This is a genomic window from Flavobacterium notoginsengisoli, from assembly GCF_014207905.1.
Taxonomy (GTDB): domain Bacteria; phylum Bacteroidota; class Bacteroidia; order Flavobacteriales; family Flavobacteriaceae; genus Flavobacterium; species Flavobacterium notoginsengisoli_A.
The window spans coordinates 74,175-100,682 of sequence record NZ_JACHLB010000012.1; the positions used below are offsets into that span (position 1 = coordinate 74,175).

The following is a 26,508-nucleotide window of genomic DNA, read 5'->3' on the forward strand; positions in this document are numbered from 1 at the left end:
CACAAAGCATATCAACTTGAAACCTGAAACTTGAAACCTGAAACCTGAAACCTGAAACAAAAATTAACTCCAAATAAAAAACCGCAACTCTTTATTAGGAATTGCGGTTTCTAGGTATAAAAAATGGTTGGTTAATAGCGATATCTTTTTTTTTACAATGATATATCTTTAATGTTGAACTAAAAAATATCCCTGTAACAAAAAGAAACTTTGATGTTAACTATTTAACATAACAGGCATTACGAGCATCGTAACTGTTTCTCCCTCTTCTAAACCATCAACTGGAGTTAAGATTCCAGCTCTGTTAGGCAATGACATTTCAAGCATGATCATGTCTGATTGTAAATTAGTAAGCATCTCTGTTAAGAAACGAGAGTTGAAACCAATTTGAAGGTCATCTCCTTGATAATCACAAGTTAATCTTTCTTCTGCTTTGTTTGAGTAATCGATGTCTTCTGCAGAAACGTTTAATTCTGCTCCAGCAATTTTCAAACGAATTTGGTGTGTAGTTTTATTAGAGAAAATTGCAACACGACGAACAGAACTTAAAAATAAAGAACGGTCAATCATTAATTTGTTTGGATTCTCTTTTGGAATTACCGCTTCATAATTTGGGTATTTTCCGTCGATTAAACGACACATTAAGATATAATTGTCAAATGAGAAAGTCGCATTTGAGTCATTGTATTCAATTTTAACTTCAGCATCAGAACTTCCTAAAATACTTTTTAAAATGTTTAAAGGTTTTTTAGGCATAATAAAATCTGCAACTTGAGATGCTTTTACATCAGTACGTGCATATTTTACTAATTTGTGAGCGTCAGTTGCAACGAAAATTAATCCTTCTGGCGAAAACTGGAAGAAAACTCCAGACATTACTGGACGTAAATCGTCATTTCCGGCTGCAAAAATAGTTTTGCTAACTGCAGTTGCTAAAACTTCTGCAGGAACAAGTGTAACAGATGGATCTTCTAAACTTACAGCTTTTGGAAATTCTTCTCCAGCCGCGTAAGCTAATGCATATTTACCAGAATTAGAGCTAATTTCTACAGTATTGTTGTCTTCAACTGTAAAAGTCAAAGGTTGCTCTGGAAAAGTTTTTAAAATTTCAAGTAAAAGTTTAGCTGGTACAGCTACGCTTCCTTTACTTGTAGAATCGATTGATAATGTAGCCGACATAGTTGTTTCAAGATCTGAAGCCGAAACGGTCAACTCATTATTGTTTAGTTCAAACAAAAAGTTGTCTAAAATTGGCAACGTATTGTTACTATTGATTACACTACCTAAAACTTGTAATTGTTTTAATAAGTACGAACTCGATACTATAAATTTCATCTGCTTTATTTTATTTTTTGATAAGCTTTTTTATCTAATTTGGGGCTAAATATACGGATTACAAATATATCTTAAACTATCCAAAGTATTACATTTTTTTATTAACATCTATTTGCGGTACTTTCTTTTTCTGATAAAAGTAAAGGCAACTCCGAATAGTGCTAAAATTAGAATTGGAACTCCGATAGTTATGAATTGTGTTAAAGTATAAGTTTGATAAACTTTCTCCTTGTCTAATACAGGCAGTTCGACATCTTTACTTCTGATGTTAATAAGTCCAGTATCATCAAGCAAATAATTGATACAATTCATGATGAAGTCTTTGTTATCGTATAAATTACCTGTTCTTTGATCATAACCTAATTCAACCGGTTCTAGGTTTTTATCTAGTTGATTTCGAGCTAAATCTCCATCGGCAACTACAATCATTTTGTTTGGTTTTCCTTTTGCTGCAAATGAATTGTCTTTAAATGGCAAAACTCTATTTTCAAAGGCAGAATGAAATTCACCTTCCAATAAAACAGCCATTGGCTTATTGCCTTTGTTTACATATTCTTCTGGAGTTGTTTTTTCGGTTACCATGTTCAAGTTAACCTCAGCAGGTGTTCCGATTGTCTTAGAATATTGTGAAGATTGCAATAAAACCGTTTTCTTGATTCCGTTTTTCAAAGTGTCAATCGGATTGGCAAAATCGAATTTAATACCACCAAGATTCTTAACAATTGGATGCTGGCTTGTAGGGTAAACTTGCGGTGCAAATTTCCAGATAAAATCTTGATATTGTGTAGCACTTCCTTGTTCGCCAGTTGCTAATTTAATTGGAGTTCCTTGTTCGTCTTTTACTAAATCAGGATTAATTCTGAATCCGTACTTGAAGAACATATCGTTCAGATTTAAATCTCTCGGATACGCTAAAGTTGCTCCTGCATCATTGTACAAACTATCCATGTCGGCAGCCGTTTGATCAATTAGCCAAAGTGTTTTTCCTCCATTAATAATAAATTGATCTAAAACTTCTTTTTCTTCATCAGAGAATTTTTCTGTTGGTTTTGAAATAATCGCTAAATCGTATTTTTTTAACGCATTTAAAGTTCCGTTTGGATCTTTGGCAACAGAATCTAAAGTAAATGGGCCAATAAAATAGCTTTCTCTAATTTGCAGCAGCATTTTAGCAATGTAAATCTCTTTCAATTCACCATTTCCTCTTATAATGGCAACTTTTTTCTGCTTGTTTTTAGTGACTTTATTAATCGCATCTGCAATAGAATATTCTAAATGCTGAATAGAACCAATTACTTTTTGAGTTGTCGAAGCGCCCATTCTGTTTTTCAACAAAGGAATATTAACCTCTTTATTATTGTAAATGGCAACTGCCCAAGGAAAAACCATTGCTTGAGATTGTTTTCCTTTATCATCAACAGTAATGTTTACAGGCGTTAATCCTTTCTCAAAAAGAGATTTTGTCAATTCCTCACTTTCTTCTTCGTTTGCTAACGGATCTACAAATTCGAAAACAATATTTTTATTGTAAGCCTGAAATTCTTCTAATAATTGTTTTGTTTCTTGCTGCAAACGTCTAAAATCGGCAGGAAGATCTCCTTCCATATAAATCTTAATAGAAAGCGGGTTTTGTACCTGTTTTATAATTCCTAACGAAGTTGGAGACAAAGTGTAACGTTTGTCTTTCGTTAAGTCAAAACGATGAAAGAATAGCGTTCCAAGTATGTTTAAAACAATTAAAATAAAAATTGTAATTCCTAAAGTCTTGATATTTTGTTTTGTAGATGCTTTCATTACGCTTTAAAAGATTTTAATTGATAAACAGTAAAAGATAAAAAAGCGATTGAAATGCTTAAAAAATAAATAATATCGCGAGTATCAATAACACCTCGACTCATACTTTTAAAATGATTCTGCATTCCGAAAACCGAAATAAAATTATTTGAGCCAGGAATTAATGAACTTAATCCTTCAAAACCGAAATAAAAGAAAAAACACAAAAAAACGGCAATAATAAACGCCACAATCTGATTTTCTGAAAGGGTAGAAGTAAAGATGCCGATTGCGGAATAAGAAGCAATTAAAAACAATAATCCGAAATAAGAACCAATTGTGCTTCCCATATCGATATTGCCTTCTGGCGAACCTAAATCTGAAATTACTTTTACATAAATTAAGGTTGGAATAATAGCCAAAATAATCAGTAAAAAAGAACCAAAGAATTTTCCATTAACAATTTGCCAGATCGATAAAGGTTTGGTCAATAATAATTCTAAAGTTCCTTGTTTTTTTTCATCTGAGAAACTTCTCATCGTAACGGCTGGAATTAGAAATATTAAAATCCAAGGCGCTAAAGTGAAAAACGGAGTCAAATCGGCATAACCCGAATTTAGAATATTATAGTCTCCTTCAAATACCCATAAAAATAGTCCGTTGCTGATTAAGAAAATCGCAATGACTAAATAGCCAATAGGAGAACCAAAAAAGGATTTTATTTCTCTTAAAATGATTGATTTCATTCGTTTTATTTTTGTTTCAGGTTTTTCTTGTTTCAGGTTTCAAGTTGACTTTGCAAACTTAAAAACTTTTATTTTTGTATTATTTTTTAATTTGTCTATGTAACTCATTCACTTCTTCACTTTCTGTCCAGCCTTGACTTTCGACCATCGCTATAATGATAAAATCTTTGAATTTTTCAAGTGAGTTTGTTTCGCCTGTGACAAAAGCATTTTCCCAAGGTTGATTTTCTTTAGTCATTTTATATTCTAAACAATATTTATTGAAGCTATTTGGTTTAATGACAATGTACCAGTCAGATGTCCAATCGTCTTCTGAAAACAATAGAAGATTAGCATGAGAAGTTAATCCATAAATTTGGGTCTTGAGAAATGTTACATTAATCAAATTAATAACTTCTAACATTGTTTTTCCAACGTTGGAAGAAATGATGTTTTTCTCAGAAGCCCATTCTGTGTAAAAATCTGCTAAAGATCCACTTTGATTAGAACATCGAGTTAAAGGCATTTTTAATATTTTTAATTATTAATATTCAAAATATGAATTTGCTAAAAACTTTAAATTTTACGCTAAAGAAACTACTTTATCCATACTCCAAGCTTCTGGTTTTGCGTTGAATAATTTCTTTGTGAAATCCCAAACGGTATTAAAAAGCTCAGAATTTCTGTAATTTTCTAAATCTTCTTCGGTTTCCCAATAACTGTAAGTGAAAAAGATGCATTTGTCATTTTTATCCTGATACAATTCTAAAAAACGGTTTCCTTCTGCATTTCGTATTTTATCTTTCACAGATTCAAAATTCTCCAGAAAATCAGGAATTTTTTCTTCGTGAAAACTCATTTTTACTATTCGAACTAACATATTGTTATTTTAGATTTTAGAATGCAGATTTTAGAATGTATAAAAGCTGTTCTGGTGCGCAAAAATACCAAAATTGATTGTTGTTTTTATAAATTTTTTGAATACTTTTTTAGACAATATTGTCATTTCGACGAAGGAGAAATCTTCGCGAGTAGCTCTACAAAGATTGGCGACTTTTTTATGCGGAGTTTCTTGCGAAGATTTCTCCTTTGTCGAAATGACAAAAGAACTTTATAATAACTAAATCTTTGAGATATAAAAATCTAAAATCAAGAAAACTTAATTGTAATCACATCACGATAATTCAATCCCAATAAACTATTAGCAGAACCTACTTTTGAAGGATTACTTCTAAAAATAGCAATTTCTAAAAAACCAGCTTCATTAAAAATAGCCAGTTTTTCCCCTTCATAGTTTTTAATCGGATATTTGTCTGAAGTCGCAATAGCCGAATAATTGGGTAGAATTGTTTTGATGTTTTTTGATTTCATAACAATTTCATACGGACGTCCGCGCGAAATCTCTAAGAATTGTTTTTTAGAAATATTAGTAACAATGTTTCCAAAATGGTCAATATAAATTACGTAACCTTTTAAAGAATTTCCGTCGTTTGCTACAACTGCTTGCAATTCGGTTGCTTCTTTGATGCTTGTAATTTCTTTTCCGATAACATTCAGTAATCCGCCTTTTGCCAAATGAGAAGCCACTTGAATAAAAATATCCAAATCTGTTGATTCAATCGGGAAACGATCGTGAATATTGATAGCGACAATTTTCTGCGGAACAATCTTCTGAGTCAACATACTTAGAATTCCATTATCGGCACAAATAAAGTAGTGGTCGTTCCACTGCATGGCAATATGCTGATTCTCTTTATTGCGTTCAATATCGACACCAATTAAGTGTACAGTTCCTTTTGGAAAGCTCAAATAAGAAGCGCCAACAATATAACTCGCCTCGGCAGTATTAAAAGGATCAATGTCGTGAGAAATGTCAATAATCTGAACCTCTGGATTTTCAGAAAGTATTTTACCCTTCAGCGCTCCCACAAAGTGATCTTTCAAGCCGTAGTCTGTTGTAAGGGTAATTATTGACATCATTTTGTTTATAACTATTGATAGTATTTAAATCTAATTTTCATTAAATTTGAGAAATGCAAAGCTAGTAATAGTAAATACAAATTGAAAGAAAGAAAAGACAATTTGTAATTTTTAAAGCATTTGATTGTTACAATATTCAGAAACACTGATTTGGTTTTAAGAAAAAAAAACTGAAAACTGCGACTGAGTACTGCGACTAAAAAAAAGACCCGACAACCTCTAAAATACTAAAAGGAATTATTTAATTTAAAACTACTTCATTTGAACGAAAGAATAATCGAGCTAGTAGATATTGCACCAAAAGAATTTTGGGGCGCGCAGGACAGCCATCTAGAAATCATTAAAAAGTATTACCCAAAGCTTAAAATCGTAGCGCGAGGGACAACTTTAAAAGCATTTGGCGAAAAAGAAGTTTTAGATGAATTCGAAAAAAGATTTCAAAGATTAATGCTTCATTTTACACGTTACAATAATATTGATGATAATGTAATTGAACGTGTAATTATGAGTGATGGTCAGGAAGAAAAAAGAGCTTACGATCATGACAAAATCTTAGTTCATGGTGTTGGCGGAAAGATTATCAAAGCAATGACACCCAATCAGCAATTACTGGTTGACACGATCAAGAAAAACGATATGGTCTTTGCTATTGGTCCTGCTGGAACCGGAAAAACGTATACCGGTGTCGCTATGGCGGTTAAAATGCTAAAAGATAAAGAAGTAAAAAGGATCATTCTGACGCGTCCTGCAGTAGAAGCCGGAGAAAATCTCGGATTTCTTCCTGGGGATATGAAAGAAAAACTCGATCCTTACATGCAGCCATTGTACGATGCGTTGCGTGATATGCTTCCGAATGAAAAATTGGAGGATTATATTTTGAAAGGAATTATTCAGATTGCGCCACTTGCTTTTATGCGTGGGCGTACGCTTGATAACGCTTTCGTAATCCTTGATGAAGCCCAAAACACCACACATTCACAAATGAAAATGTTTTTGACCCGTATGGGAAAAAACGCCAAATTTATGATTACTGGTGATCCTGGACAGGTCGATTTACCAAGAAGAACTATTTCTGGTCTTAAAGAAGCGATTTTGGTTCTCAAAGACATTGAAGGTATCGGAATTATTTATCTAGATGATAAAGATATCGTTCGTCACAGATTGGTTAAAAAGGTAATCGATGCTTATAAACAAATCGAGAATCACGATTAATTTTAATTTTTATTGAAATGTTAAATGTAAATCGTAAAAATGTGTTTTAACATTTATTAATATTCGTTTTGTATATTTTCTTTTGAAAAGTACAAAACGAATATTTTTTTGAAATGGAATATTATTAAGAAGATTTATATGAGAATTAAAATATCGATTTTAGTATTATTTCTTAGTTTGATTTCATGTCAAAAAAAAGAAATTCCAGTAAATAAATTTGTTGGTACGTGGTATGATACAGAATATGTAGTTCCAAGTTTAACGATAATAAAAATAAAGAAAGACAGTACTTTTTCCTGTACAAGTGGAGCATGTACTTGGCGAGGGTTTTCGCGAGGTAAATGGAGAATAGTTGGAGATTCTATAGAATTGAGCAGTATAAAAAGTGATACTTGTTACAGAACTCTTCCGTTTGTTGATTGCAATCCGTTTGAAAAAAGAAAAGATTCACTAACAATACCAAATTGCAATTCTAATGAAAGTGCTGATTTTTTAATTTTTGACAGAGAAAGATTTTACATCAAAAACGATTCTTTAGTTTATAAATTAAGAAGAGATTCCAAATGTCCAGATACTTTAAAAATCGTTTTTGCAAAAACTCAAAAAGTTAGAAAATGAAAAATATAGATGATTTCTACCTAAACCAAAAAGAACCGATAAAAGGCTTATTTCTAGTTTTAAAAGAAATCATTCTAAAACAAGATTCAGACATTACAAATACTTTAAAATACGGAATGCCTTTTTTCTCTTATAAAGGAAAAATGTTCTGCTATTTCTGGATTCATAAAAAACTCAAACAACCTTATATCGGAATTGTGGAAGGAAAACATTTTGATGAAGATTTTCTTCTTCAAGAAAAACGTTCGAGAATGAAAATTTTATTGCTCGATTCTGAAGAAGATTTGCCTTTAGAACAAATTGAATTTGTGATTCAAAAAGCCATAAATTTATATAAATTGGGAATTGTTAAGATTTAATTATTTAAAAAGCAATATTTAACCGAATAGTTAAATAAATAATAAACTTGCCTCAAATTTAGCTTTCAAAGCTTGTAATCTTTGTCTAGCCGAGCTTAAAACCTTAAATTTGCATATCATTGAATTTTACAAATAATATGACAAAACTTAAAAATATAAAAGTTGTAGTAAGTGACCTTGATGGAACATTACTCAACCCACAACACAGAATTTCAGAATACACTAAATCAATTTTTCAAGAACTTCATAATCAAGGTTATCTGATTGTTGTAGCTACAGGACGTCATCATCTTGATGCAATGGCAATTATCGAAACCTTAGCTGTACCGGTTTATCTGGTAAGCTCTAACGGAGGAAGAATTCATTCGCCAAATAAAGAAGAACTTTTTGCTTTTAATTTGGATAGCGAGGTCGTGAAAGCAGCTTTGAATATTGAAATCGATCCGGATGTTACGGTTGTTTTATTCAAAGAAAATGTTTGGCAAACCAATAAATGGAATGAAAGATTAAACTCTTTTCAAGCCGAATTAAAATACCGTCCAGAATTGGTAGATTATAAAACTATTGAAGACTTTAAAGCAATAAAAATCTTCTTTTCATGCGATAGTCACGAAAAACTTTTGAAGGTAAGAGACGCAGTTTTAGCCAATTCTTCAGAACATTTACATCATGCTTTCAGTTTGCCAACTTGTCTAGAATTTATGGACAAGTCTGTAGATAAAGCAGTTGCTATTGCAAAAGTTTTAGAAAAAGAAGGCTTTACGATGGATCAAGCTGTTTCTTTTGGAGATGGTTTTAACGATTTGCAAATGTTGTCTTCAACAGGAAAAGGCTTAATTATGGGCAATGCTCCTTCAATTTTAAAAGATGCCTTGCCAGATTTAGAAGTAATTAAAACCAATGCAGAAGATGGAGTTGCTAGATATATTGCTTCAAGAATTTTGGATAAAGAATTTGTAACAGTTTAAAAATTACTGTTTTATATTCCGTTTTTGTTGCTGAATTATAAATTATAATTATTTTTATAAGAGCTAATTTTCAAGTAATTAGCTCTTTTTTTTTAATCTTAATTTATTTTAGCGATGAAAAAATTTTTACTTCAAGTTGAACGAAATTGTATTTCGGGAGCTTTAGTTCTATTGCCTCTCCTTGTATTTTTTGTATTGTTAGAAAAAGTATGGAAGTTCTTCCAGAATTATGGCGAAAAATTTGCCCATTTTCTCCGCTTAGATCTTTTTCTGGGTAAGTACGCGACAGATATTGCGGGCGGAATGATTTTATTAGTTCTGATTTATTTAAGCGGATTCTTGATGCGTCTGGCTCTTCTTAGAAGATTTACTAATTGGGTAGACGACAAACTCATGATTTTTTTGCCAGGCTATGAAAAAAATAAAAAGGAGGCAGAAGAAAAACTAAATAAAAGAAAAAAGAAACCAAGTACAGATGTTCCTATTTTGCTTAAAAACGGAGAATTTTGGCAGCCTGCTCACTTAATTGAAGAAGATGCAAATGGAAATGCCGTTATTTTTGTTCCAACTGCTCCCGCCAAAGATCAAGGACAAATTCTGATAGTCAAATCAACAGATTTTAAAAAATTATCAGAAACAACACTCGGAAGTTTGGATGCTTCTATAAAATCTTTAGGCAAAGGAATTCTAAGCTTTAAATAACTTATTTGAAGAATTGTTGATGTAATTTGGAATATTGTAGAAAAAAAACATTTTTTTAGAAGTTTGGAGAGTGTATTTTTGTTTTATCAAAAAAACATTCATTATGACAAAAAACATTTTTACCGCCGCCTTTTTATTGCTTTCGATTTTGGGAAATTCCCAAGAATTGAAATTAGAAGAAATAATGAAAGGCGAATCTTTTATTGGAAATCAACCCACAAACGGACGCTGGTCTTTAGATGGTAAAAAGGTTTATTTTGAATGGAACCCAAAAGACGAATTAGGGCCAAGTACATTTTATTGGCAAAAAGGAATGTCAAAACCTGAAATTGTGTCTCCAAAAGAAGCTGCTTTTTCTCAACAGGATTTTAAATCGAAACTGGGATCAGATTTGGTCTATTATCTGGATAACGGAAGTTTATATTCGTATTCTATTCAATCCAAAACAGTAAAAAAGTTAATTCAGCAATCTTCTAGATTGTCTAGTTTGCAATTGGGCGCTCAAGATGGAGTATTGTTTTTTGTACAAAACGAAAATATTTTTAAGTACGATACCAAAGCGGGTACGATTTTACAAATTACCAATTTTAACAAAGGCGTTAAAAAAGAGGTAAAGCCAGACACAGAATCTTTTTTGGCTGTACAGCAAAAAGAATTATTCCAGTTTATAAGAGATAAAGAAGCAAAAAAACAATGGAATTTGGATAAAAGCAAAGCTGTTAAATCTGATTTTGCGAAACAATATTTTTATGGAAATGATCGATTTACTGGACTTCAGGCAAATCCGAACGGCAATTTTGCTACTTTTCTTTTGGTTGAAGAACCAGAAGTTAAAAGTGAAAAAATGGAAGTTTTTATAACGGCAGATGGGTACAATCAGAGTCCAGAAACGAAAGAAAAAGTTTCGACAAAAAATTTCGTAAAAACAAAATTCGGAATTTATTCTGTTGCCAAAGATTCTGTTTATTATGTGGATTTTTCTACTTTAAGTCATATTCAAGATGCGCCAAAATATTTTGAATTGTATGATAATTTGAAAAATAAAGCCAAAGAAAATAAATTGATTGTTCCTAAAGCACCAATATATAACGAAACCGGATCATTAGCAATTGTAGATATTAGAAGTCAAGATAATAAAGATAGATGGCTGGTAAGTTTAGATTTGGAGAAAGGTACTTTTCAAGAAATAGAACATCAGCATGACGATGCGTGGATTGCTGGACCTGGAATTCCTTCTTATTCCTTTTCTTCAGGAAATCTTGATTTTTTAGCTGATAATGAAACTATTTATTTTCAGTCTGAGGCAACTGGTTACTCTCATTTATACACTTTCAACTTAAAAACTAAAAAGAAAACACAGCTTACAAAAGGAAATTGGGAAGTTCGTGATGTGATGTTATCAAAAGATAAAAAAGTTTTCTATTTGTCTACCAATACAACTCATCCCGGAAATAGAGATTTCTATAAATTATCTCCGGTTGACGGAGTTTTACAGCCAATATTGACAAAGGATGGGGCTCATGAAGTTGTGCTTTCGCCTGACGAAAAATCTCTTTTAGTTCGTTATTCGTATAAAAACATTCCTTGGGATTTTTATGTTGCAGACAATAAAAAGAATGCAGTCTTGCAGCAGATTTCTTCTTCGGTTACAGAAGATTTCAAAAAATATAAATGGAGAGAACCGGAAGTTATCACTTTTAAAGCTCAAGACGGAACACCTGTAAATGCAAGATTGTATACTCCAAAAGCAGAAAATGCCAATAAAGCAGCTGTAATTTTTGTTCACGGCGCAGGATATTTACAAAATGCGCATAATTTCTGGAGTAATTATTATAGAGAATATATGTTTCATAATTTGCTGACAGATTTAGGATATACCGTTTTAGATATTGATTATAGAGGAAGCGATGGTTACGGACGAGATTTTAGAGCCGGAATCTACCGTTTTATGGGAGGAAAAGATTTATCTGATCATCTTGATGGTAAAAAAGTATTGGTAGAAAAATATGGTATTGATGCCAATAGAGTTGGAATTTATGGAGGTTCGTACGGTGGATTTATTACCTTAATGGGAATGCTTACAACTCCAGGTGAATTTAAGTCGGGTGCAGCTTTACGTTCTGTAACCGATTGGGCACATTACAATCACGGATATACTGGAAATATTTTAAATTTCCCTGAAACAGATCCCGAAGCTTACAAAAAAAGTTCACCAATTTATTTTGCCGATAATTTAAAAGGAAATCTTGTTATGCTTCACGGAATGGTAGATGACAATGTTGAATATAAAGATATTGTACGTTTGTCACAGCGTTTTATCGAACTGCAAAAAAAGAATTGGAGTTTAGCGTCGTTTCCAGTTGAATCTCACGGTTTTAAAGAAACCTATTCATGGATAGATGAATATAATAGAATTTTAAATTTATTTAACGAAACACTTTTAAAATAATAAATTTCAGTCTCAATTTTCAGTTTTAGCTTTATGACTGAAAACTGAGACTGAAAACTGAATACTTTCTTGCTTGCTCTTTTAAATAGTTTTAAATTTGCATCTATAAAAAACAACAACACAACAAATGAGCAATACAATCACAACAACAAATTTCAATTTCCCGAATCAGAAATCAGTTTACCGCGGAAAAGTTAGAGAAGTTTACAATATCAACGACGAACTTTTAGTAATGGTGGCGACCGATAGACTTTCGGCGTTTGATGTGGTTTTGCCAAAAGGAATTCCCTACAAAGGACAAATCTTAAATCAGATTGCAACCAAGTTTATGGAATTGACAGAAGATATTGTTCCAAATTGGTTAATTGCAACTCCAGATCCAAATGTTGCTGTTGGACATTTATGTGAGCCTTTTAAAGTAGAAATGGTTATTCGTGGTTACTTGTCAGGACACGCAGCACGCGAATATGCAGCAGGAAGAAAACAAATCTGCGGTGTTGCGATGGCAGAAGGTTTAAAAGAAAATGATAAATTTCCAGAGCCAATTATTACGCCAACTACAAAAGCAGATAATGGTTCTCATGATGAAGATATTTCTCGTGAAGATATTTTAGCAAAAGGAATTGTTTCTGAAGAAGATTATTTAGTTTTAGAAAAATATACTCGTGCTTTATTTCAAAGAGGTACTGAAATCGCTGCTCAGAGAGGTTTGATTTTAGTAGATACAAAATACGAATTCGGAAAAACAAAAGATGGAGTTATTGTTTTAATTGACGAAATTCATACACCAGATTCTTCTCGTTATTTTTATGCAGACGGATATGCTGAAAGACAAGAAAAAGGAGAGGAGCAAAAGCAATTATCTAAAGAATTTGTTCGTCGTTGGTTGATTGAAAATGGTTTTCAAGGTCAAGAAGGACAACAGATTCCTAATATGACTGATGAATATATTGAATCTGTTTCTGAAAGATATATCGAATTGTACGAGAATATTTTAGGAGAAAAATTCGTAAAAGCTGATATTGACAATATTGATCAACGTATTGAAAAAAATGTATTAGAATACCTTTCTTCAAAATAGTAATTTCGGGTTTAAACTAACTATTTAAACCATGAATTATAAAATTATAAAAAATGCCCTGTTATTTGTATGTCTTACAGCGGGGCATTTTCTTTTGGCGCAAATTGATAAAAAGGCGACAAAAGAAACCAAAAACCTTTATCAGAATTTAAAAACCATTTCAAAAAATCATATTCTTTTTGGGCATCAACACGCATTGGAGTATGGTCATGGCTGGAGTAACGAAGAAAATCGATCAGATGTAAAATCTGTTTCGGGATCGCATCCAGCTGTTGTAGGCATCGATTTTAGTGATTTTTCAGGAAAATCTGAAGAACAGATTAGAAAGGCAAAAGAAACTTTAAGACGAAATGTAATTGATACTTACGAAAGAGGAGGAATTACAACTGTTTCATGGCATTTTAATAATCCAGCTTCAGAAGGTGGATTTTATTGGAAAGATGGAATTTCTGCGGCATCAATGTCTTTAATAAAACCCGGCGGCTCACATCACGAAAAATATAAAGAGATTTTAAAAACGATTGCTGATTTTGCTCATTCTGTAAAAGCTAAAAACGGTACACTTTCTCCAATGATTTTCAGACCCTTTCATGAATTTGACGGCGATTGGTTTTGGTGGGGAAAAGCTCAGACTTCTCGTGAAGATTTTATTGCAGTCTGGCAGTTTACAGTTTCTTATTTAAAAGATTCTTTGGGAGTACATAATTTTATTTATGCCTTTTCTCCAGATAATCGATTTAATTCTGAATCAGAATATTTAGAGCGTTATCCTGGCGATGATTTTGTAGATATGTTAGGAATGGATGATTATGGAGATTTCGGACGTGATGGCAAATACGACTTAGAAGCTGGATTAAAAAAACTAAAAATATTTTCTGATTTAGCTATAAAAAAGAAAAAACTAGCCGCTTTTACAGAAACAGGTTTAGAATCAATTCCGAATGAAAATTGGTGGACAGAAGTTTTATTAAAAACATTGAAATCAGGAAATCTGCAATTGGCTTATGTTTTGGTTTGGAGAAATGATACAACAAGTCCGACACATTATTACGCTCCATTTCCAGGTCAAGTAAGTGAAAAGGATTTTATAAAATTTTACGATGATGCGTTTACGCTGTTTGAAAAGGATGTAAAAAATGTTTACAGCAAAAAGTTCCATTTGAACTAATGTAAATTTGACTAGAATGAAAAGCGCGATTCAATTATTTGGATCGCGCTTTTTTATTGAAATGAAGCGTTTTTAATTTTTTTTTAATTTTTTTCCATTTTGATGCAACGTTTTGTCTGTTGTGTTCGTCTAAGTAATAAATCATCACAATCATCAATCAATTAAAAACAATCAATCATGAAAAAAACAGTAATCGTTTTAGGAACGGCTTTGTTCCTATTTGCAAATTCCGCAACAGCTTCTAATCAAAAGCAAGCAATTCAAAATCAAATTGAAATTTCGGCTTATTTATCAGCGCCCTTACACGCAGCTATATGTAAAGGCGATGTTGAAAGCGTAAAAAAAATTATTGAATATGGCGCTGATGTCAATAAAATTATCAGAAACATGACGCCTTTAATGCTTGCGGCTCGGTATAATTATACTGAAATAGTTAAAATTTTATTAGCAAATGGAGCAAAACCATCAATTGAAAACGAGCATGGTTTAAGAGCTTTAGATTATGCGAGATATGCAAAATCAGAAGAATCTGCAGCTATTTTAAAAGGGTTAAAGTAAAAGCCTTTTTTGAGTAAAAAGAAAAGCATCATTTAATTAAAAATGATGCTTTTTTTATAAATCTTTAAAACAATTATTCCATTTTATCTTTAAGATTTTCAAGACCTTTTTGCAAATCGTTTCCAATCATTTGATCCATTTTTAGCATTGGAAGCATAATGTTTGTTGGATAAGGAATAACACCACTGATTCCCCATTTTACTTTTGTTTGATTTCCCCCTAAAGATTCCGTTGACATGAAACCTACAGCAGTATCTTCCATTGGTTTTTTAAATCGAAGAGCAAAATCAATACGTTTGTTTTCAGTTATTTTTGTAATTTCTTGTTCGCCAACTCCAACTTCTTTTACATCACTTTCCCAAGAAGAAATTGAACCTACTGTACCATCAACACCCTTGTATTTTACTTTCATTTTCGGATCCATATTGGCCCAAACGCTAAACTCATTTTGATTTTTTAGTGATTTTACATAATTAAAAACGGTATCTGTTGGTTTATTAATCGTGATTTCTCTTTCTACAGCATATTCTTTCGGCATAAAATAAGCCGCTATTAGAACAATTGAAATAATTAAAATTAGAACAACAAGAATTCTTTTGATAATGATCATAACATTTTGGTTTTATGGTTACTATTTCAGTGATTTCTCAATATATAAAAGCAGCTTCGGCTGTCAAATCTTGTGTCTTTTGTTTATTCGAATGTATAGTAAAGTTAAATAAATAAGGACTGTAATTATACTGATAATCAAAAAAAAGAAAAATTCTGTAATTTTTTTCCGTCTTAAGTGTAACGTTTTCGATTTAGTTGCGTCTATTAATGAGAAACCAATCAATTTGGTAACGTTAAGGTCTTATTATTATGGTTTTATTAAGCAAATGTTAAGTATTAGTTAAAACATGGTACTTTGTATTGCATAATACGATTAAATAATTACCTTTGAATAGAAATTTAAATCATCATTATCAATCATTAATAAAACAATCAATCATTATGAAAAAATCAGTTATTATTTTAGGAGTAGCCTTATTATCATTAGGAAATGTAGCAATGGCTTCAAACGGAACTTCAACTTTAAAAAATAAAGTAGAGCGTACTAGAACCTATGCAACTCCTTTGACAGTTGCAATTAGTAAAGGAGATCTTGAAACTGTAAAGAAATTTATTGAATATGGAGCAGACGTAAACCAAATGTCTGAAGACCTATCACCATTAATGACTGCGGCACGTTACAATAAAGTAGAAATTATTAAAGTTTTATTAGCTAACGGCGCACGTCCAAATGAGAAAAATGACAAAGGATTTACTGCATTAAAATACGCAGAATTGTCAAATGCTACAGAAGCAATTGCAATTTTGAAAGATTTGAAATAATCAGTTTAAGACTTTGAGTTAGTGGACAAATGACCTTTCTGAGCAAAAGGTCATTTTTTTGCTTTTTATTTAAGCTATAATTGATTTCCAAAAACAAAAAAGCACCATTACAAGAATGATGCTTTTCCTTTTTTAAACCCAACAATTGATTTAAAAAAATCTAAAAAAATAAATTATTATTCGATTGGTACATGTTTTTTACGATTGAATACCCAAAATAGAATTGGGAAAACCAATAATGTCAAAACTGTTGCTGTTATTAACCCTCCAATAATTACGATTGCAAGTGGCTTTTGAGATTCTGAACCAATTCCTGTAGAAATTGCTGCAGGCATTAATCCTATCGAAGCCATTAAAGCGGTCATTACTACGGCTCTTGTTCTTGCTTTAACTCCCATAAAAATAGATTCTTCGAGCGTAAACTTGGCCTTTAAATTATGATGGAATTCAGATATTAGGATTACACCATTTTGAATACAAATTCCTAAAAGGGCAATAAAACCAACACCAGCTGAAATCCCGAAGTTCATTCCTGTAAGATGCAGTGCTATAATTCCACCGATAATAGCAAACGGAACGTTAGCTAGAACAAGTAAAGAATCTTTAAAGTTTCCAAACAAAATAAATAACAGAACAAAAATTCCGATCAAACTGATTGGTACCACTTGAGCCAGACGCGCACTGGCACGAACTTGATTTTCAAATTCTCCAGTCCAGCCTGTTGTGTAACCAGCAGGAAGTTTCAGTTCGTTTACTTTTGATTGTGCTTCGGCAATTGTACTTCCTAAATCTCGATCACGAACAGAAAATTTAACTCCGATGAAACGTTTTGTATTATCTCTGTAAATAAATGCTGGACCAGTTACACTTTTAAGATCGCAGATTTCTTTTAATGGAATTTTTACACCACTTATTGTTGGAACTTTCAATTCTTCTAAGTCTTTTTCGTCTTTACGATATTCTTTAGAATAACGAACTCTCACATCAAATCGTTTTTCGTCTTCATATTTATGAGTTGCTGTTTTTCCTCCGAATGCTAATTCTAAAACTGCTTGAGCATCACTTAAAGTTACTCCATAAGCAGCCATTTTTTCACGATCTAGAATTACGCTTATCTCTGGCTGACCAACATTTCTAAGAATTCCGACATCTTTTATACCTGGAATATTTCTAATCTTTGCTAAAACTTCATTGGCAAGTTGATCTAGTTTATCTAAATCGTCGCCATAGATTTTTACAGCGTTTGATGCTTTAAATCCTGCAACAGATTCTGCAACGTTGTCAATTACGGGTTGCGAATAATTGTATGTAATTCCTTGATGAACTTTCAATTTATTATCCATTTCATTAATCAGCTCATCCATAGAAATTTTACGAGTCCATTCTTTTTGCGGTTTTAAATCAACTTGAAGCTGAATAAATCCGAAACCATTTGGATCTGTACCATCGTTACTTCGTCCCGTTTGCGATAACACATTTTTTACTTCAGGAAAAGTTTCCAAGTCTTTTCTAATCATTGCAGCTGTTTTAACACTTTCTGGAAGTGAAGTACTCATTGGCAATTCTGCAGTAACCCATAAGGCACCTTCATTTAATTGTGGTAAAAATTCGGTTCCTAAGAAACCAGCAGAAAAGAAAACTGCGGCCAGTAATGCTGATGAAGCAATTAGGGTCTGAACTTTATGTTTAAATGTCCATGCAAATCCTTTAGACACGATTCGATCCCAAAAATTCACAAATGGATTATGTTTCTCTTTTACATTTTTATTTAATAATATGTGCGAAAGAACAGGTACTAAAGTTAAAGTAAAAATAAGTGCTCCTAACAATGCAAACCCTAAAGTGAAAGCTAGAGGAGAGAACATTTTTCCTTCTACTTTTTGGAAAGAGAAAATTGGAAGTAAAGCCGTAATAATGATCAGTTTTGAAAAGAAAATAGCTTTACCCATTTCTGTTCCTGTTTTCTTAATTAAGCTTCCTTTGGCAATTTTATTAAATTTTTCCATTCCCAATTGATGCGCTCGATGATCTAGAACTACAAATAGTCCTTCGACCATTACGACGGCACCATCAATGATAATTCCAAAATCGACAGCACCTAAACTCAGTAAGTTGGCACTCATTCCCATCATTTTCAAACATAAAAATGCAAATAGTAGAGAAAGCGGAATTACAATAGAAACAGTAAAAGTAGTTCGCCAGTCTGCCATGAAAAGAAACACCACGCAAGTTACCAGAATAATACCCTCAAATAAATTGTGCATAACCGTTTCGGTCGTAAAATTCATCAGATTATCACGATCATAGAATGTTTCGATTTTGATGTCCTTTGGCAGAACATTATCATTAAGATCTTTAATTTTTGCTTTTAGCAATGCTAAAGTTTCTTGCGGGTTTTCACCTTTTCGCATTACAACAATTCCTTCAACAGCATCGTCATTGTTTCCAAGTCCAGTTTGACCAACTCTTGGCATGGCACTTTCATAAACAGAAGCAACGTTTTTAACCAAGATGGGATTTCCACCAGCATCATCAACAATAATGTTTTCGATATCGGTTATAGATTTTAAAAGGCCGACACCACGAACAACAAACGCTTGACCATTTTTTTCAATAATATCACCACCAACGTTTAAGTTTCCGGCATCAACAGCATTGTAAACTTGAAGAGGAGAAATATTGTATTTAGCTAATTTTATTGGGTCTACACCAACTTCATACGTTTTGGTTTGTCCACCAAATACATTCAAATCTGCGACACCTGGAACAGCACGCAATTGTTTATCGATTACCCAGTTTTGGTAAGTCAATAATTCTCTACTGTCTCTGCTTTTGCTTTTTACGATATATCTGAAAATTTCACCAGTTGGTCCATAAGGAGGCTGAACATCTGGTTCAACATCATCAGGAAGCGAAACGTTTTTAAGAAGATTGTTTACCTGAAAACGAGCAAAAGTATCATCTACGCCATCGTCAAAAATAATTTTTATAACCGATAAACCAAACATAGTAATGCTTCGAACACTGGTCTTTTTTTGAACAGAGTTCATCGAAATTTCAATTGGAGACGTTACGAAACGCTCTACTTCTTCTGCACTTTTCCCGTTCCACTGTGTGATAATGATAATCTGAGTATTGGTAACGTCTGGGAACGCGTCAATAGGCATATTTTTGAAAGAAATAAATCCTGCAACAGCCAATAATCCAACCCAAAAGAAGGTAAATGCTTTATTCTTTAAAGAAAAAGCAATGATATTTTTTATGAATTTGTTCATGTCTTAATTATTTAAAGCACCATAAATAAACAGCTGATTGTTTGTGATTACTTTCTCGTTTTCTTTTAATCCACTAGAGATATAAGTTGTATCTCCAACAACTCGGTACACTTCAACTTGTCTGGTTTCGATATTGTTGCGATCTTTAAAAACGACAACAAAGTTTTTACTTTTATCAAACACAATCGCTTTACTTGGTACGGCTATCATAGATTGGTTTTCATTAAAAGACAATTTAATATTCGCATTCATGTCAGGCTTAAGCATGTAATCAGGATTGTTTAATTTGATTCTCGCCTGCATTGCTTTTGTTTCGGGATCGATAACATTGTAGATTTTGTCAACTTTACCATTAAAAGTTTTGTCTGGATAACTTAATGTTGTTACGGCAGCGCTAGTTCCTAATTTTACTTTATTAATATCAATCTCATTAATATTAGCCATTGCCCAAACTTCACTGATTTCTGCAATGTCAAAAATATTTTCAGAACGATCATTTCGCAGAAGCATATCTTGATTGATGCTTTTTTGAATAATGAAACCGCTTATTGGAGCTGTAACTTCGTAAATAGATCCAGCTTTAATATTGTATATTTTATACGTTTCTTGGATTTTGCTTAATTGAGATTGCGCTTTATTGACTTCAGATTTTGCTTGAAGAACATCACTTTCAGAATTTAATTTTCCATCAAATAATTCTTGAGCTACTTTCAAATTGTTTTTTGCAACCAATAAATCACTTTTAGCGTCGATAGATTGTTTTTCAAAATCAGCAACATCGGTACTTTTTATTGTAGCTAAAACTTGTCCTTTTTTTACGTAATCACCAAGTTCAACATTTACTTTCATTACATTTCCTCCAACTAAAGGATAGACATCAATCATCTTATTATTGTCAGCCGTAATTTTTCCGTAAAAACTCAACTCATTTTTTAGGGGCTGCATTTCGGCATTTGCAGTTGTTGTCGTTTTTAGCATATCGTTACTTAAAACAAAAGAAGTATTGGTTTGAGGATTTTCAACTTCTTTTTTGCAGCTTGTTAGAGATAAACTTACAATTGCGATTCCTAAGAATAATATATGTTTCATTTCTATAATTTTTTAAAATAAATCTTTGTTGATGGTACTGTTTAATTCTTCACCTGCGATAACAACTTTTTTCTTTAATTCATTCAACTGAATTATCGCTTGATTGTAGCTTTCCATAAAATCGGTAAATTCTAGAAGACTCACATTTCGTTTTTGAAAGTTGGTTAACATTCCGTTGTAAACGGCTTCAAAATCTGAATTTACAGTAGGTTTAATTACAGAATAATTTTGTCTTGATTCATCCCATTTGGTCCATGCAGAAGTAATTTCTGTTTGTAGCTGCAACTCAAAATTTTGTTTTTCAACTTTTGATTGTTCTAAAATGGTTTGTGCATATTTAATGTTTCCTTTATTTTTATTCCAAAGAGGCAACGGAATCCCAACGCTTACATTTGCTTCACGGTTAAAAGCGCCACTACGTTGGTCATAATTTGCTCCTAAAGTAATGTCTGGAACAGAAAGAGATTTTTGCCATCTTACATTCAATTCGTTAGCATCTATTTCTTTTTGTTTAGCTAAGTAATCTGGGCGATTTGCTATTGCTTGTTCTTCAAAACCTTTAAGATCAAAGTCAATAACTTTTAAATATTTATCAGAATCGTCTTTACTAACTTGAGGAATTACATTTTCGGTTTCATTCATTAAAAGTTTCAAATTAGCTTGCTCTTCAATATTGTCGTTTATTACTTCTAGACGTTCATTTTTAAAATTAAGATACAATGACTGTAGACGAACAACATCTTTTAGCGGAATATTTCCTTTTTGTGCCTGTACAGAATACGAATTAATCAGGTTTTCAATATGAGCCAACTGCCTATCTGTGTTTTCGAGATTTTTGGAGTTATAATAAACGGTGAAAAAACTTTTTCGCAATTGAAATTTTAGAGTTCGTAGCAAATCGTTAAACTGAAGTTCTGCTAATTTTTCATTTGCTTGCGCTAATTTTACTTCGTTTCGTTTTTTTCCGCCAAGATAAATAAGCTGTTCAATAGCAAAGACTTTCTGACCTTCTTTACCTATATCAAAAAACTTATCTCGTTCAGGATTATAGGCATTTAATTCAGCTGAAATCGTAGGATTGTCCCAAATACGAGCTTGAATGGTTAGGGCTTTTGAGGCATCAATATTATATTGAGATGCCAATAAAAATAGATTCTTTTTTAAAAATTGAGTTTCACAGTCTTGAAGAGTAACTGTTTTTTGAGCTATTGCGGCTTGATTGAGAAGTGCAAATAACAGCAGTGCGAATAACTTTTTCATTGTATCATTTTTAATTTGTACAAATATGCTATCAACAGGCTTTAAGAGACCTTAAAATCTACCTTAAAAATAGCTTAAAAAAGTTTACAAATTGAAAAATAACTGAAATAAATTCGTGTTAATATTTGGTATCGAGTAAGTTATGTTTGCTTTGTGCAAGGTCAATATTCTTTGAACAATTCTTAAACCAAGTCCAAAACCTGAAGTTCCCTTAGAATTTTGTCCACGCATAAAAGGCTGAAAAAGATTTTTTTGTTCCTCTTCGCTTAATGTATTTCCGGTATTCGAAACCGATACAATTAGATGATAATGATCAGTGCTTATTTTTACTTTTGCTTGCTTATTGTCTGAATAAATGCAAGCGTTTTTTAGAACATTCGTTAAAGCGATTTCTAAAAGATTTTTATTTCCTTGTATTTCCAAAGCAGTATCTAGATCATCACTTTCTTCAATTTCAAAAAGAATGACAAAATCTGGAAAAGCTTTATTTATCTTTTCAATTGAAAAAAATAAGATTTCGTCAATTCGTTGGGTTTCGTGAGTTTCGGTTCTTTTATTGTCAATTTTAGAAAGAATAAGAAGAGAATGAATCAATTCGCTTAAATGATTGACATCTTCCAATATTCCATTTAAGAACGATTTATTTTTGGGCTGAATTTCAGGATCAGAAATGGCATTTTCTATCTGAGAAGTCATTCGCGAAAGCGGTGTTCTTAATTCATGGGAAGCGTGTGCAGTAAATTCCTTTTGTTTTTGATACGAAATTTCAATTCGATCCATCATAAAATTGAATTCATCCGCAATCAAATCAATTTCATTTTTACTGCTTTTAGATTCAATTCGGGTATCGAGATTGTTTTCGTTTATGTTCTTAATTTTTTGATGAAAATCATTAAGTGGATTCATCAATTTTCTAACCGTAAAGGAAGTAATAACCCAACATACGCAAGTGAAAAAAATGTAGGATACAATTAAGGTGTAACGTAAAAAAAGCAATTTCTTTTTCCCATAATCGTCAGTAGCCGATATTAAGGCATAAAAATCTTTATCATTTGTATCATAAAAAACACCATAGACTTCGTAATCTCCCTGTTGTTTAAAAAACGTTTTGTTTTTCTTTAAATATTTTAAATCATCAACAGACCAATTAATTTTTGCGTCATCAATACTGCTGTAAATGAGTTTGTAATTAGAATCAAAAACCAATGTTTTCTCATCATACAACTTATTAATAGAATTTTGATCGATTATTTTTAAAAGCTGATTGTCGACTTGTTTTACGTTAACTAGTAATTTTATGTTCGATAAAGCTTTGATTTCTAAACGATCTCTGAATTCTTCTTTTCGATAATTAGAATACAAAATAAATATCACAGTAGATGCCAGCCCAAATAAAATGGTAAACAGCAAACTGACTAAAAGTGATATTCGATTTTTTAATGTCATTCCTGATCGCTTAAATAATATCCGTAACCCACTTTGGTACGAATAAGTTTAGTTTCATGATCTTTATCTATCTTTTTTCTCAAAAAGTTGATATAAACTTCAATAGTATTCTGATTGGTTTCTATATGATAATCCCAAAGTTTTTCGGCAATAAATTGTTTTGACAACACTTTTCCTTTAGCGTGAGCAAGAATAAGAATCAGTTTAAACTCTTTTGGAGTTAGTTTAATTTCTTCTCCAGATCTGTAAACTTTCATTTCTTCTTCAAAAATCTCTAAATCTTTAACCGCTATTTTGTTCTCAATTTGCTGTGGAACTTCTTTTCTTCTCAGAAGTGATTGTACTCGAGCGTACAATTCGTCAAAATGAAATGGTTTTACCAAATAATCATCTGCACCGCTATCAAAAGAAGATAATTTATCTTCAATTTCGCTAAAAGCAGTCAGCATAATAATTGGTGTTTTTTTATCGATTTCTCGAATGCCTTTACAAACTTCAATTCCGTTTATTCCGGGAACATTAATATCAAGAATTATGATGTCGTAATCGTAAGGGAAATATTTTTTTAATAAAAAAGTTCCATCATAATATGGAGTACACTCGAATTCTTTTGTCGAAAAGAATGTGGAGATTTCTTTAGATAAAGTAAAATCGTCTTCGAGTAGTAATATTTTCATGTTAGTTTTTATTTGTAAATCTGACCTAAATAAAATTCAGACCAGATTTACATTAAAGATAGGTCTTATTTGAAATAAGAAAAAGTCTCGTTGTTTTCAATTTTTAGCAAAGATTCATAAATCAATTGAATCACATTTTCAACATCTTCTCTCTGAACCATTTCAACAGTTGTATGCATATAGCGTAAAGGCAACGAAATCAATGCAGAAGCCACGCCACCATTGCTATATGCAAAAGCATCAGTATCTGTTCCTGTAGCATTTGATGTTGCATTTCGTTGAAAAGGAATTTTCTTTTCTTCGGCAGTATCAACAATCAAATCTCGTAATTTATTCTGAACAGCTGGAGCATAAGCAATAACAGGGCCTTTCCCCATCTTTAAATCACCTTCGACTTTTTTATCAATCATTGGAGTAGTAGTGTCGTGGCAAACATCTGTTATAATAGCAACATTTGGTTTAATAGTTTGTGCAATCATTTCAGCGCCTCGCAAACCAATTTCTTCCTGAACAGAATTTACGATATACAATCCAAACGGAAGTTTCTTTTTGTTTTCATGAAGTAGTCTTGCCACTTCCGCAATCATAAAACCGCCCATTCTGTTGTCAATTGCACGACAAACAAATTTATTTTCGTTTAGAATCATAAATTCGTCTGGATAAGTAATCACGCAACCTACATGAACTCCCATTGCTTCAACTTGTTCTTTCGTTTCACAGCCAAGATCAATAAAGATATTGCTTAATTTTGGAGCCTCTTCTTTATCACGTAAACGGGTGTGAATTGCTGGCCATCCAAAAACACCTTTTACAATTCCTTTTTTAGTATGAATATTTACTCTTTTAGATGGAGCAATTTGATGATCAGATCCACCATTTCTTATTACATATATTAATCCGTCATCAGTAATATAATTTACAAACCACGAAATTTCATCAGCATGCCCTTCGATAACTACTTTGTAAGGAGCATCAGGATTAATAACTCCAACAGCTGTTCCATAAGTGTCAGTTATAAAAGTATCAACATATGGTTTTAAATAATTCATCCAAAGCTTTTGCCCTTCGCTTTCATATCCAGTAGGAGATGCGTTATTTAGGTAGCTTTCCAAAAAAGCTATTGATGTATCTTTCAAGATAGATTTTGTGCTCATAAAATATTTTTTTGCTAAAATATAAATTTGGTATTAGAGTTGTGTATAAATATATAATTTTACATTTAAATTATGATTCGATGAGATTAACCAGCTTTATTTTATTTATACTATTTGTTTCTTTTTCATGTCATGCCCAGGTTACTCCAAAAGAGAGCGAACAGATGGGATATATATTAACTGAAAAAGATTCTATTTTAAATGATACAATTCAATTGCCTGAAATAATTATTTCTAAAGAGAAAAAGTTAAGTGCAGAAGAATTGAAGCAATTTCAGATTCTTCAAAATAGAGTTTATAAAGTTTATCCTTATGCTAAATTGGCTTCAGAACGTCTGACTGCATTAAATAATGGAATGGCTCGTTTGAAAACCAGAAGCGAGAAAAAGAAATACTTTAAAATTGTAGAAGACTATCTTAACAATGAATTTGAGGATAGACTTAAAAAGCTTTCGAGAAAACAGGGGCAGATATTGGTAAAGCTAATTCACCGTCAAACAGGAATAACAACTTACGAGCTTATCAAAACATTAAAAAGCGGATTCAAAGCATTTGTTTCTAATACAACGGCAAATTTATTTGACATTAGTTTAAAGACCGAATACAAACCCTACGATGTAAATGAAGACTATTTAATAGAAACAATTTTAGTACGAGCATTTGAATCGGGGAGATTAGTAAATCAAAAACCTGCGACTCCAATAAATTATGATGATTTGGCAACTCAATGGCAACAAAGGGCAAAAGAATTAAATAAGCCAAATTAAAAGTTACATATATATAATAGTATAAAACCCGACAGATTTCAAAAACTGTCGGGTTTGTTTTTATACATATATATAATAGTGTTATAATTAACCAGATTACAATTTCCTGTAGAGGCGCACCGCAGTGCGTCTATTGCGTATTGTCTATTGGAATTTGGGATTTCAGTATTGATATTAATTTAGGAGCTGTTTCCCGCTATCCGCTGCAATCTTTTTGCGGCGAACCCCGCCGCAAAAAGGATTTCCGCTTCTATCGGGGCTAGGGCATCCCTTTTCAGAAGGGCTTTAAGGGATAAAAAGGAAAAAAACTTCGCGCCTCTGCGTCTTTGCGAGATGGAAAACGGCAGAGAGAAGGATAGATTCTCCCTAAAAACGTGTTCAAAGAATGAAAACTCCGTAAAAGGGGAATAGGAAAACGCGGAAAAACTAATAAATCCGCACCGTGGTTCAGAAAAACCCCACAAGTCATCAAAAAAAATGAAACTGTAAAGAATGAGTTATCAGCAGGTTAAGAAAAAGATCGAAAAAAGATTGAAAA

Annotated in this window: 24 protein-coding genes; 11 read left to right on the plus strand and 13 right to left on the minus strand. The window is 32.1% G+C overall.

Annotation, left to right across the window (positions count from 1 at the left end; translation table 11 throughout):
* Positions 1-216 precede the first annotated feature (216 nt).
* The 6 genes from dnaN to HNP35_RS23320 form a co-directional block, all read right to left on the minus strand.
* Positions 217-1,335, minus strand: a complete 1,119-nt coding sequence (gene dnaN / locus HNP35_RS23295; RefSeq protein WP_111283020.1) for a DNA polymerase III subunit beta — start codon at positions 1,333-1,335, stop codon at positions 217-219.
* Between the two features lie 108 nt (positions 1,336-1,443).
* Positions 1,444-3,129, minus strand: coding sequence for a gliding motility-associated ABC transporter substrate-binding protein GldG (gene gldG, locus HNP35_RS23300; RefSeq protein WP_184168062.1), 1,686 nt, complete (start codon positions 3,127-3,129; stop codon positions 1,444-1,446).
* The gene (gene gldF, locus HNP35_RS23305) at positions 3,129-3,854 is read right to left on the minus strand and encodes a gliding motility-associated ABC transporter permease subunit GldF (RefSeq protein ID WP_184168064.1); all 726 of its coding nucleotides are present in this window, start codon (positions 3,852-3,854) and stop codon (positions 3,129-3,131) included. Before gldF ends, gldG begins: the two co-directional genes overlap by 1 nt.
* Before the next feature lie 79 nt (positions 3,855-3,933).
* Positions 3,934-4,359, minus strand: a complete 426-nt coding sequence (locus HNP35_RS23310; protein WP_184168066.1) for a hypothetical protein — start codon at positions 4,357-4,359, stop codon at positions 3,934-3,936.
* A 57-nt stretch (positions 4,360-4,416) separates the two neighbouring features.
* The gene (locus tag HNP35_RS23315; protein ID WP_184168068.1) at positions 4,417-4,713 is read right to left on the minus strand and encodes a putative quinol monooxygenase; all 297 of its coding nucleotides are present in this window, start codon (positions 4,711-4,713) and stop codon (positions 4,417-4,419) included.
* A gap of 269 nt (positions 4,714-4,982) precedes the next feature.
* Entirely contained in the window at positions 4,983-5,810 is an 828-nt protein-coding gene (locus HNP35_RS23320; RefSeq protein ID WP_184168110.1) for an SAM hydrolase/SAM-dependent halogenase family protein, read from the minus strand.
* 264 nt (positions 5,811-6,074) lie between these two features.
* Here HNP35_RS23320 and HNP35_RS23325 point away from each other — a divergent pair, with 264 nt between their 5' ends.
* The 9 genes from HNP35_RS23325 (at position 6,075) to HNP35_RS23365 (ending at position 14,928) form a co-directional block, all read left to right on the plus strand.
* Positions 6,075-7,025, plus strand: a complete 951-nt coding sequence (locus HNP35_RS23325) for a PhoH family protein (protein WP_144212431.1) — start codon at positions 6,075-6,077, stop codon at positions 7,023-7,025.
* Between the two features lie 138 nt (positions 7,026-7,163).
* Positions 7,164-7,643 (plus strand): hypothetical protein, encoded by a 480-nt coding sequence (locus HNP35_RS23330; RefSeq protein WP_184168070.1) that lies wholly within the window; start codon positions 7,164-7,166, stop codon positions 7,641-7,643.
* Positions 7,640-8,002: a DUF1801 domain-containing protein gene (locus HNP35_RS23335; RefSeq protein ID WP_184168072.1), complete on the plus strand. Its 363-nt coding sequence runs from the start codon at positions 7,640-7,642 to the stop codon at positions 8,000-8,002. The genes HNP35_RS23330 and HNP35_RS23335 overlap by 4 nt, the downstream gene beginning before the upstream one ends.
* Positions 8,003-8,139: 137 nt before the next feature.
* A complete protein-coding gene (locus HNP35_RS23340; RefSeq protein ID WP_184168074.1) occupies positions 8,140-8,970 on the plus strand; it encodes a Cof-type HAD-IIB family hydrolase in 831 nt (276 codons plus the stop codon).
* Positions 8,971-9,084: 114 nt separating this feature from the next.
* Positions 9,085-9,672: a hypothetical protein gene (locus HNP35_RS23345; protein WP_184168076.1), complete on the plus strand. Its 588-nt coding sequence runs from the start codon at positions 9,085-9,087 to the stop codon at positions 9,670-9,672.
* A 103-nt stretch (positions 9,673-9,775) separates the two neighbouring features.
* Complete coding sequence (locus tag HNP35_RS23350) at positions 9,776-12,121, plus strand: S9 family peptidase (RefSeq protein WP_184168078.1); 2,346 nt, start codon at positions 9,776-9,778, stop codon at positions 12,119-12,121.
* A 127-nt stretch (positions 12,122-12,248) separates the two neighbouring features.
* Positions 12,249-13,202 carry a phosphoribosylaminoimidazolesuccinocarboxamide synthase gene (locus HNP35_RS23355; protein ID WP_184168080.1) on the plus strand — a complete coding sequence of 318 codons (954 nt, stop codon included), beginning with the start codon at positions 12,249-12,251 and terminating at the stop codon, positions 13,200-13,202.
* A 31-nt stretch (positions 13,203-13,233) separates the two neighbouring features.
* Positions 13,234-14,370 carry a glycoside hydrolase family 26 protein gene (locus HNP35_RS23360; RefSeq protein WP_184168082.1) on the plus strand — a complete coding sequence of 379 codons (1,137 nt, stop codon included), beginning with the start codon at positions 13,234-13,236 and terminating at the stop codon, positions 14,368-14,370.
* Positions 14,371-14,547: 177 nt separating this feature from the next.
* The gene (locus HNP35_RS23365; RefSeq protein ID WP_184168084.1) at positions 14,548-14,928 is read left to right on the plus strand and encodes an ankyrin repeat domain-containing protein; all 381 of its coding nucleotides are present in this window, start codon (positions 14,548-14,550) and stop codon (positions 14,926-14,928) included.
* Positions 14,929-15,001: 73 nt separating this feature from the next.
* On the opposite strand, the gene HNP35_RS23370 is transcribed toward HNP35_RS23365, so the two are convergent.
* Positions 15,002-15,538, minus strand: a complete 537-nt coding sequence (locus HNP35_RS23370) for an SRPBCC family protein (protein ID WP_184168086.1) — start codon at positions 15,536-15,538, stop codon at positions 15,002-15,004.
* A gap of 383 nt (positions 15,539-15,921) precedes the next feature.
* Between HNP35_RS23370 and HNP35_RS23375 the strand changes: the two genes are divergently transcribed.
* Entirely contained in the window at positions 15,922-16,302 is a 381-nt protein-coding gene (locus tag HNP35_RS23375; protein WP_184168088.1) for an ankyrin repeat domain-containing protein, read from the plus strand.
* 176 nt (positions 16,303-16,478) lie between these two features.
* Here HNP35_RS23375 and HNP35_RS23380 read toward each other — a convergent pair whose 3' ends face one another.
* From HNP35_RS23380 to HNP35_RS23405, 6 genes are all read right to left on the minus strand, one after another.
* Positions 16,479-19,577 carry an efflux RND transporter permease subunit gene (locus tag HNP35_RS23380; protein ID WP_184168090.1) on the minus strand — a complete coding sequence of 1,033 codons (3,099 nt, stop codon included), beginning with the start codon at positions 19,575-19,577 and terminating at the stop codon, positions 16,479-16,481.
* 3 nt (positions 19,578-19,580) lie between these two features.
* The gene (locus HNP35_RS23385; RefSeq protein WP_184168092.1) at positions 19,581-20,666 is read right to left on the minus strand and encodes an efflux RND transporter periplasmic adaptor subunit; all 1,086 of its coding nucleotides are present in this window, start codon (positions 20,664-20,666) and stop codon (positions 19,581-19,583) included.
* A 12-nt stretch (positions 20,667-20,678) separates the two neighbouring features.
* A complete protein-coding gene (locus tag HNP35_RS23390; RefSeq protein WP_184168094.1) occupies positions 20,679-21,926 on the minus strand; it encodes a TolC family protein in 1,248 nt (415 codons plus the stop codon).
* An 84-nt stretch (positions 21,927-22,010) separates the two neighbouring features.
* On the minus strand, positions 22,011-23,372 hold the full coding sequence (locus HNP35_RS23395; RefSeq protein WP_184168096.1) for a HAMP domain-containing sensor histidine kinase: 1,362 nt from the start codon (positions 23,370-23,372) through the stop codon (positions 22,011-22,013).
* On the minus strand, positions 23,369-24,049 hold the full coding sequence (locus HNP35_RS23400; RefSeq protein WP_184168098.1) for a response regulator transcription factor: 681 nt from the start codon (positions 24,047-24,049) through the stop codon (positions 23,369-23,371). The genes HNP35_RS23395 and HNP35_RS23400 overlap by 4 nt, the downstream gene beginning before the upstream one ends.
* A gap of 65 nt (positions 24,050-24,114) precedes the next feature.
* Positions 24,115-25,203, minus strand: coding sequence for a M42 family metallopeptidase (locus HNP35_RS23405; protein ID WP_184168100.1), 1,089 nt, complete (start codon positions 25,201-25,203; stop codon positions 24,115-24,117).
* An 80-nt stretch (positions 25,204-25,283) separates the two neighbouring features.
* On the opposite strand from HNP35_RS23405, the gene HNP35_RS23410 reads away from it, so the two are divergent.
* Entirely contained in the window at positions 25,284-25,970 is a 687-nt protein-coding gene (locus tag HNP35_RS23410; protein WP_184168102.1) for a DUF4294 domain-containing protein, read from the plus strand.
* The last annotated feature ends 538 nt before the right edge of the window (positions 25,971-26,508 follow it).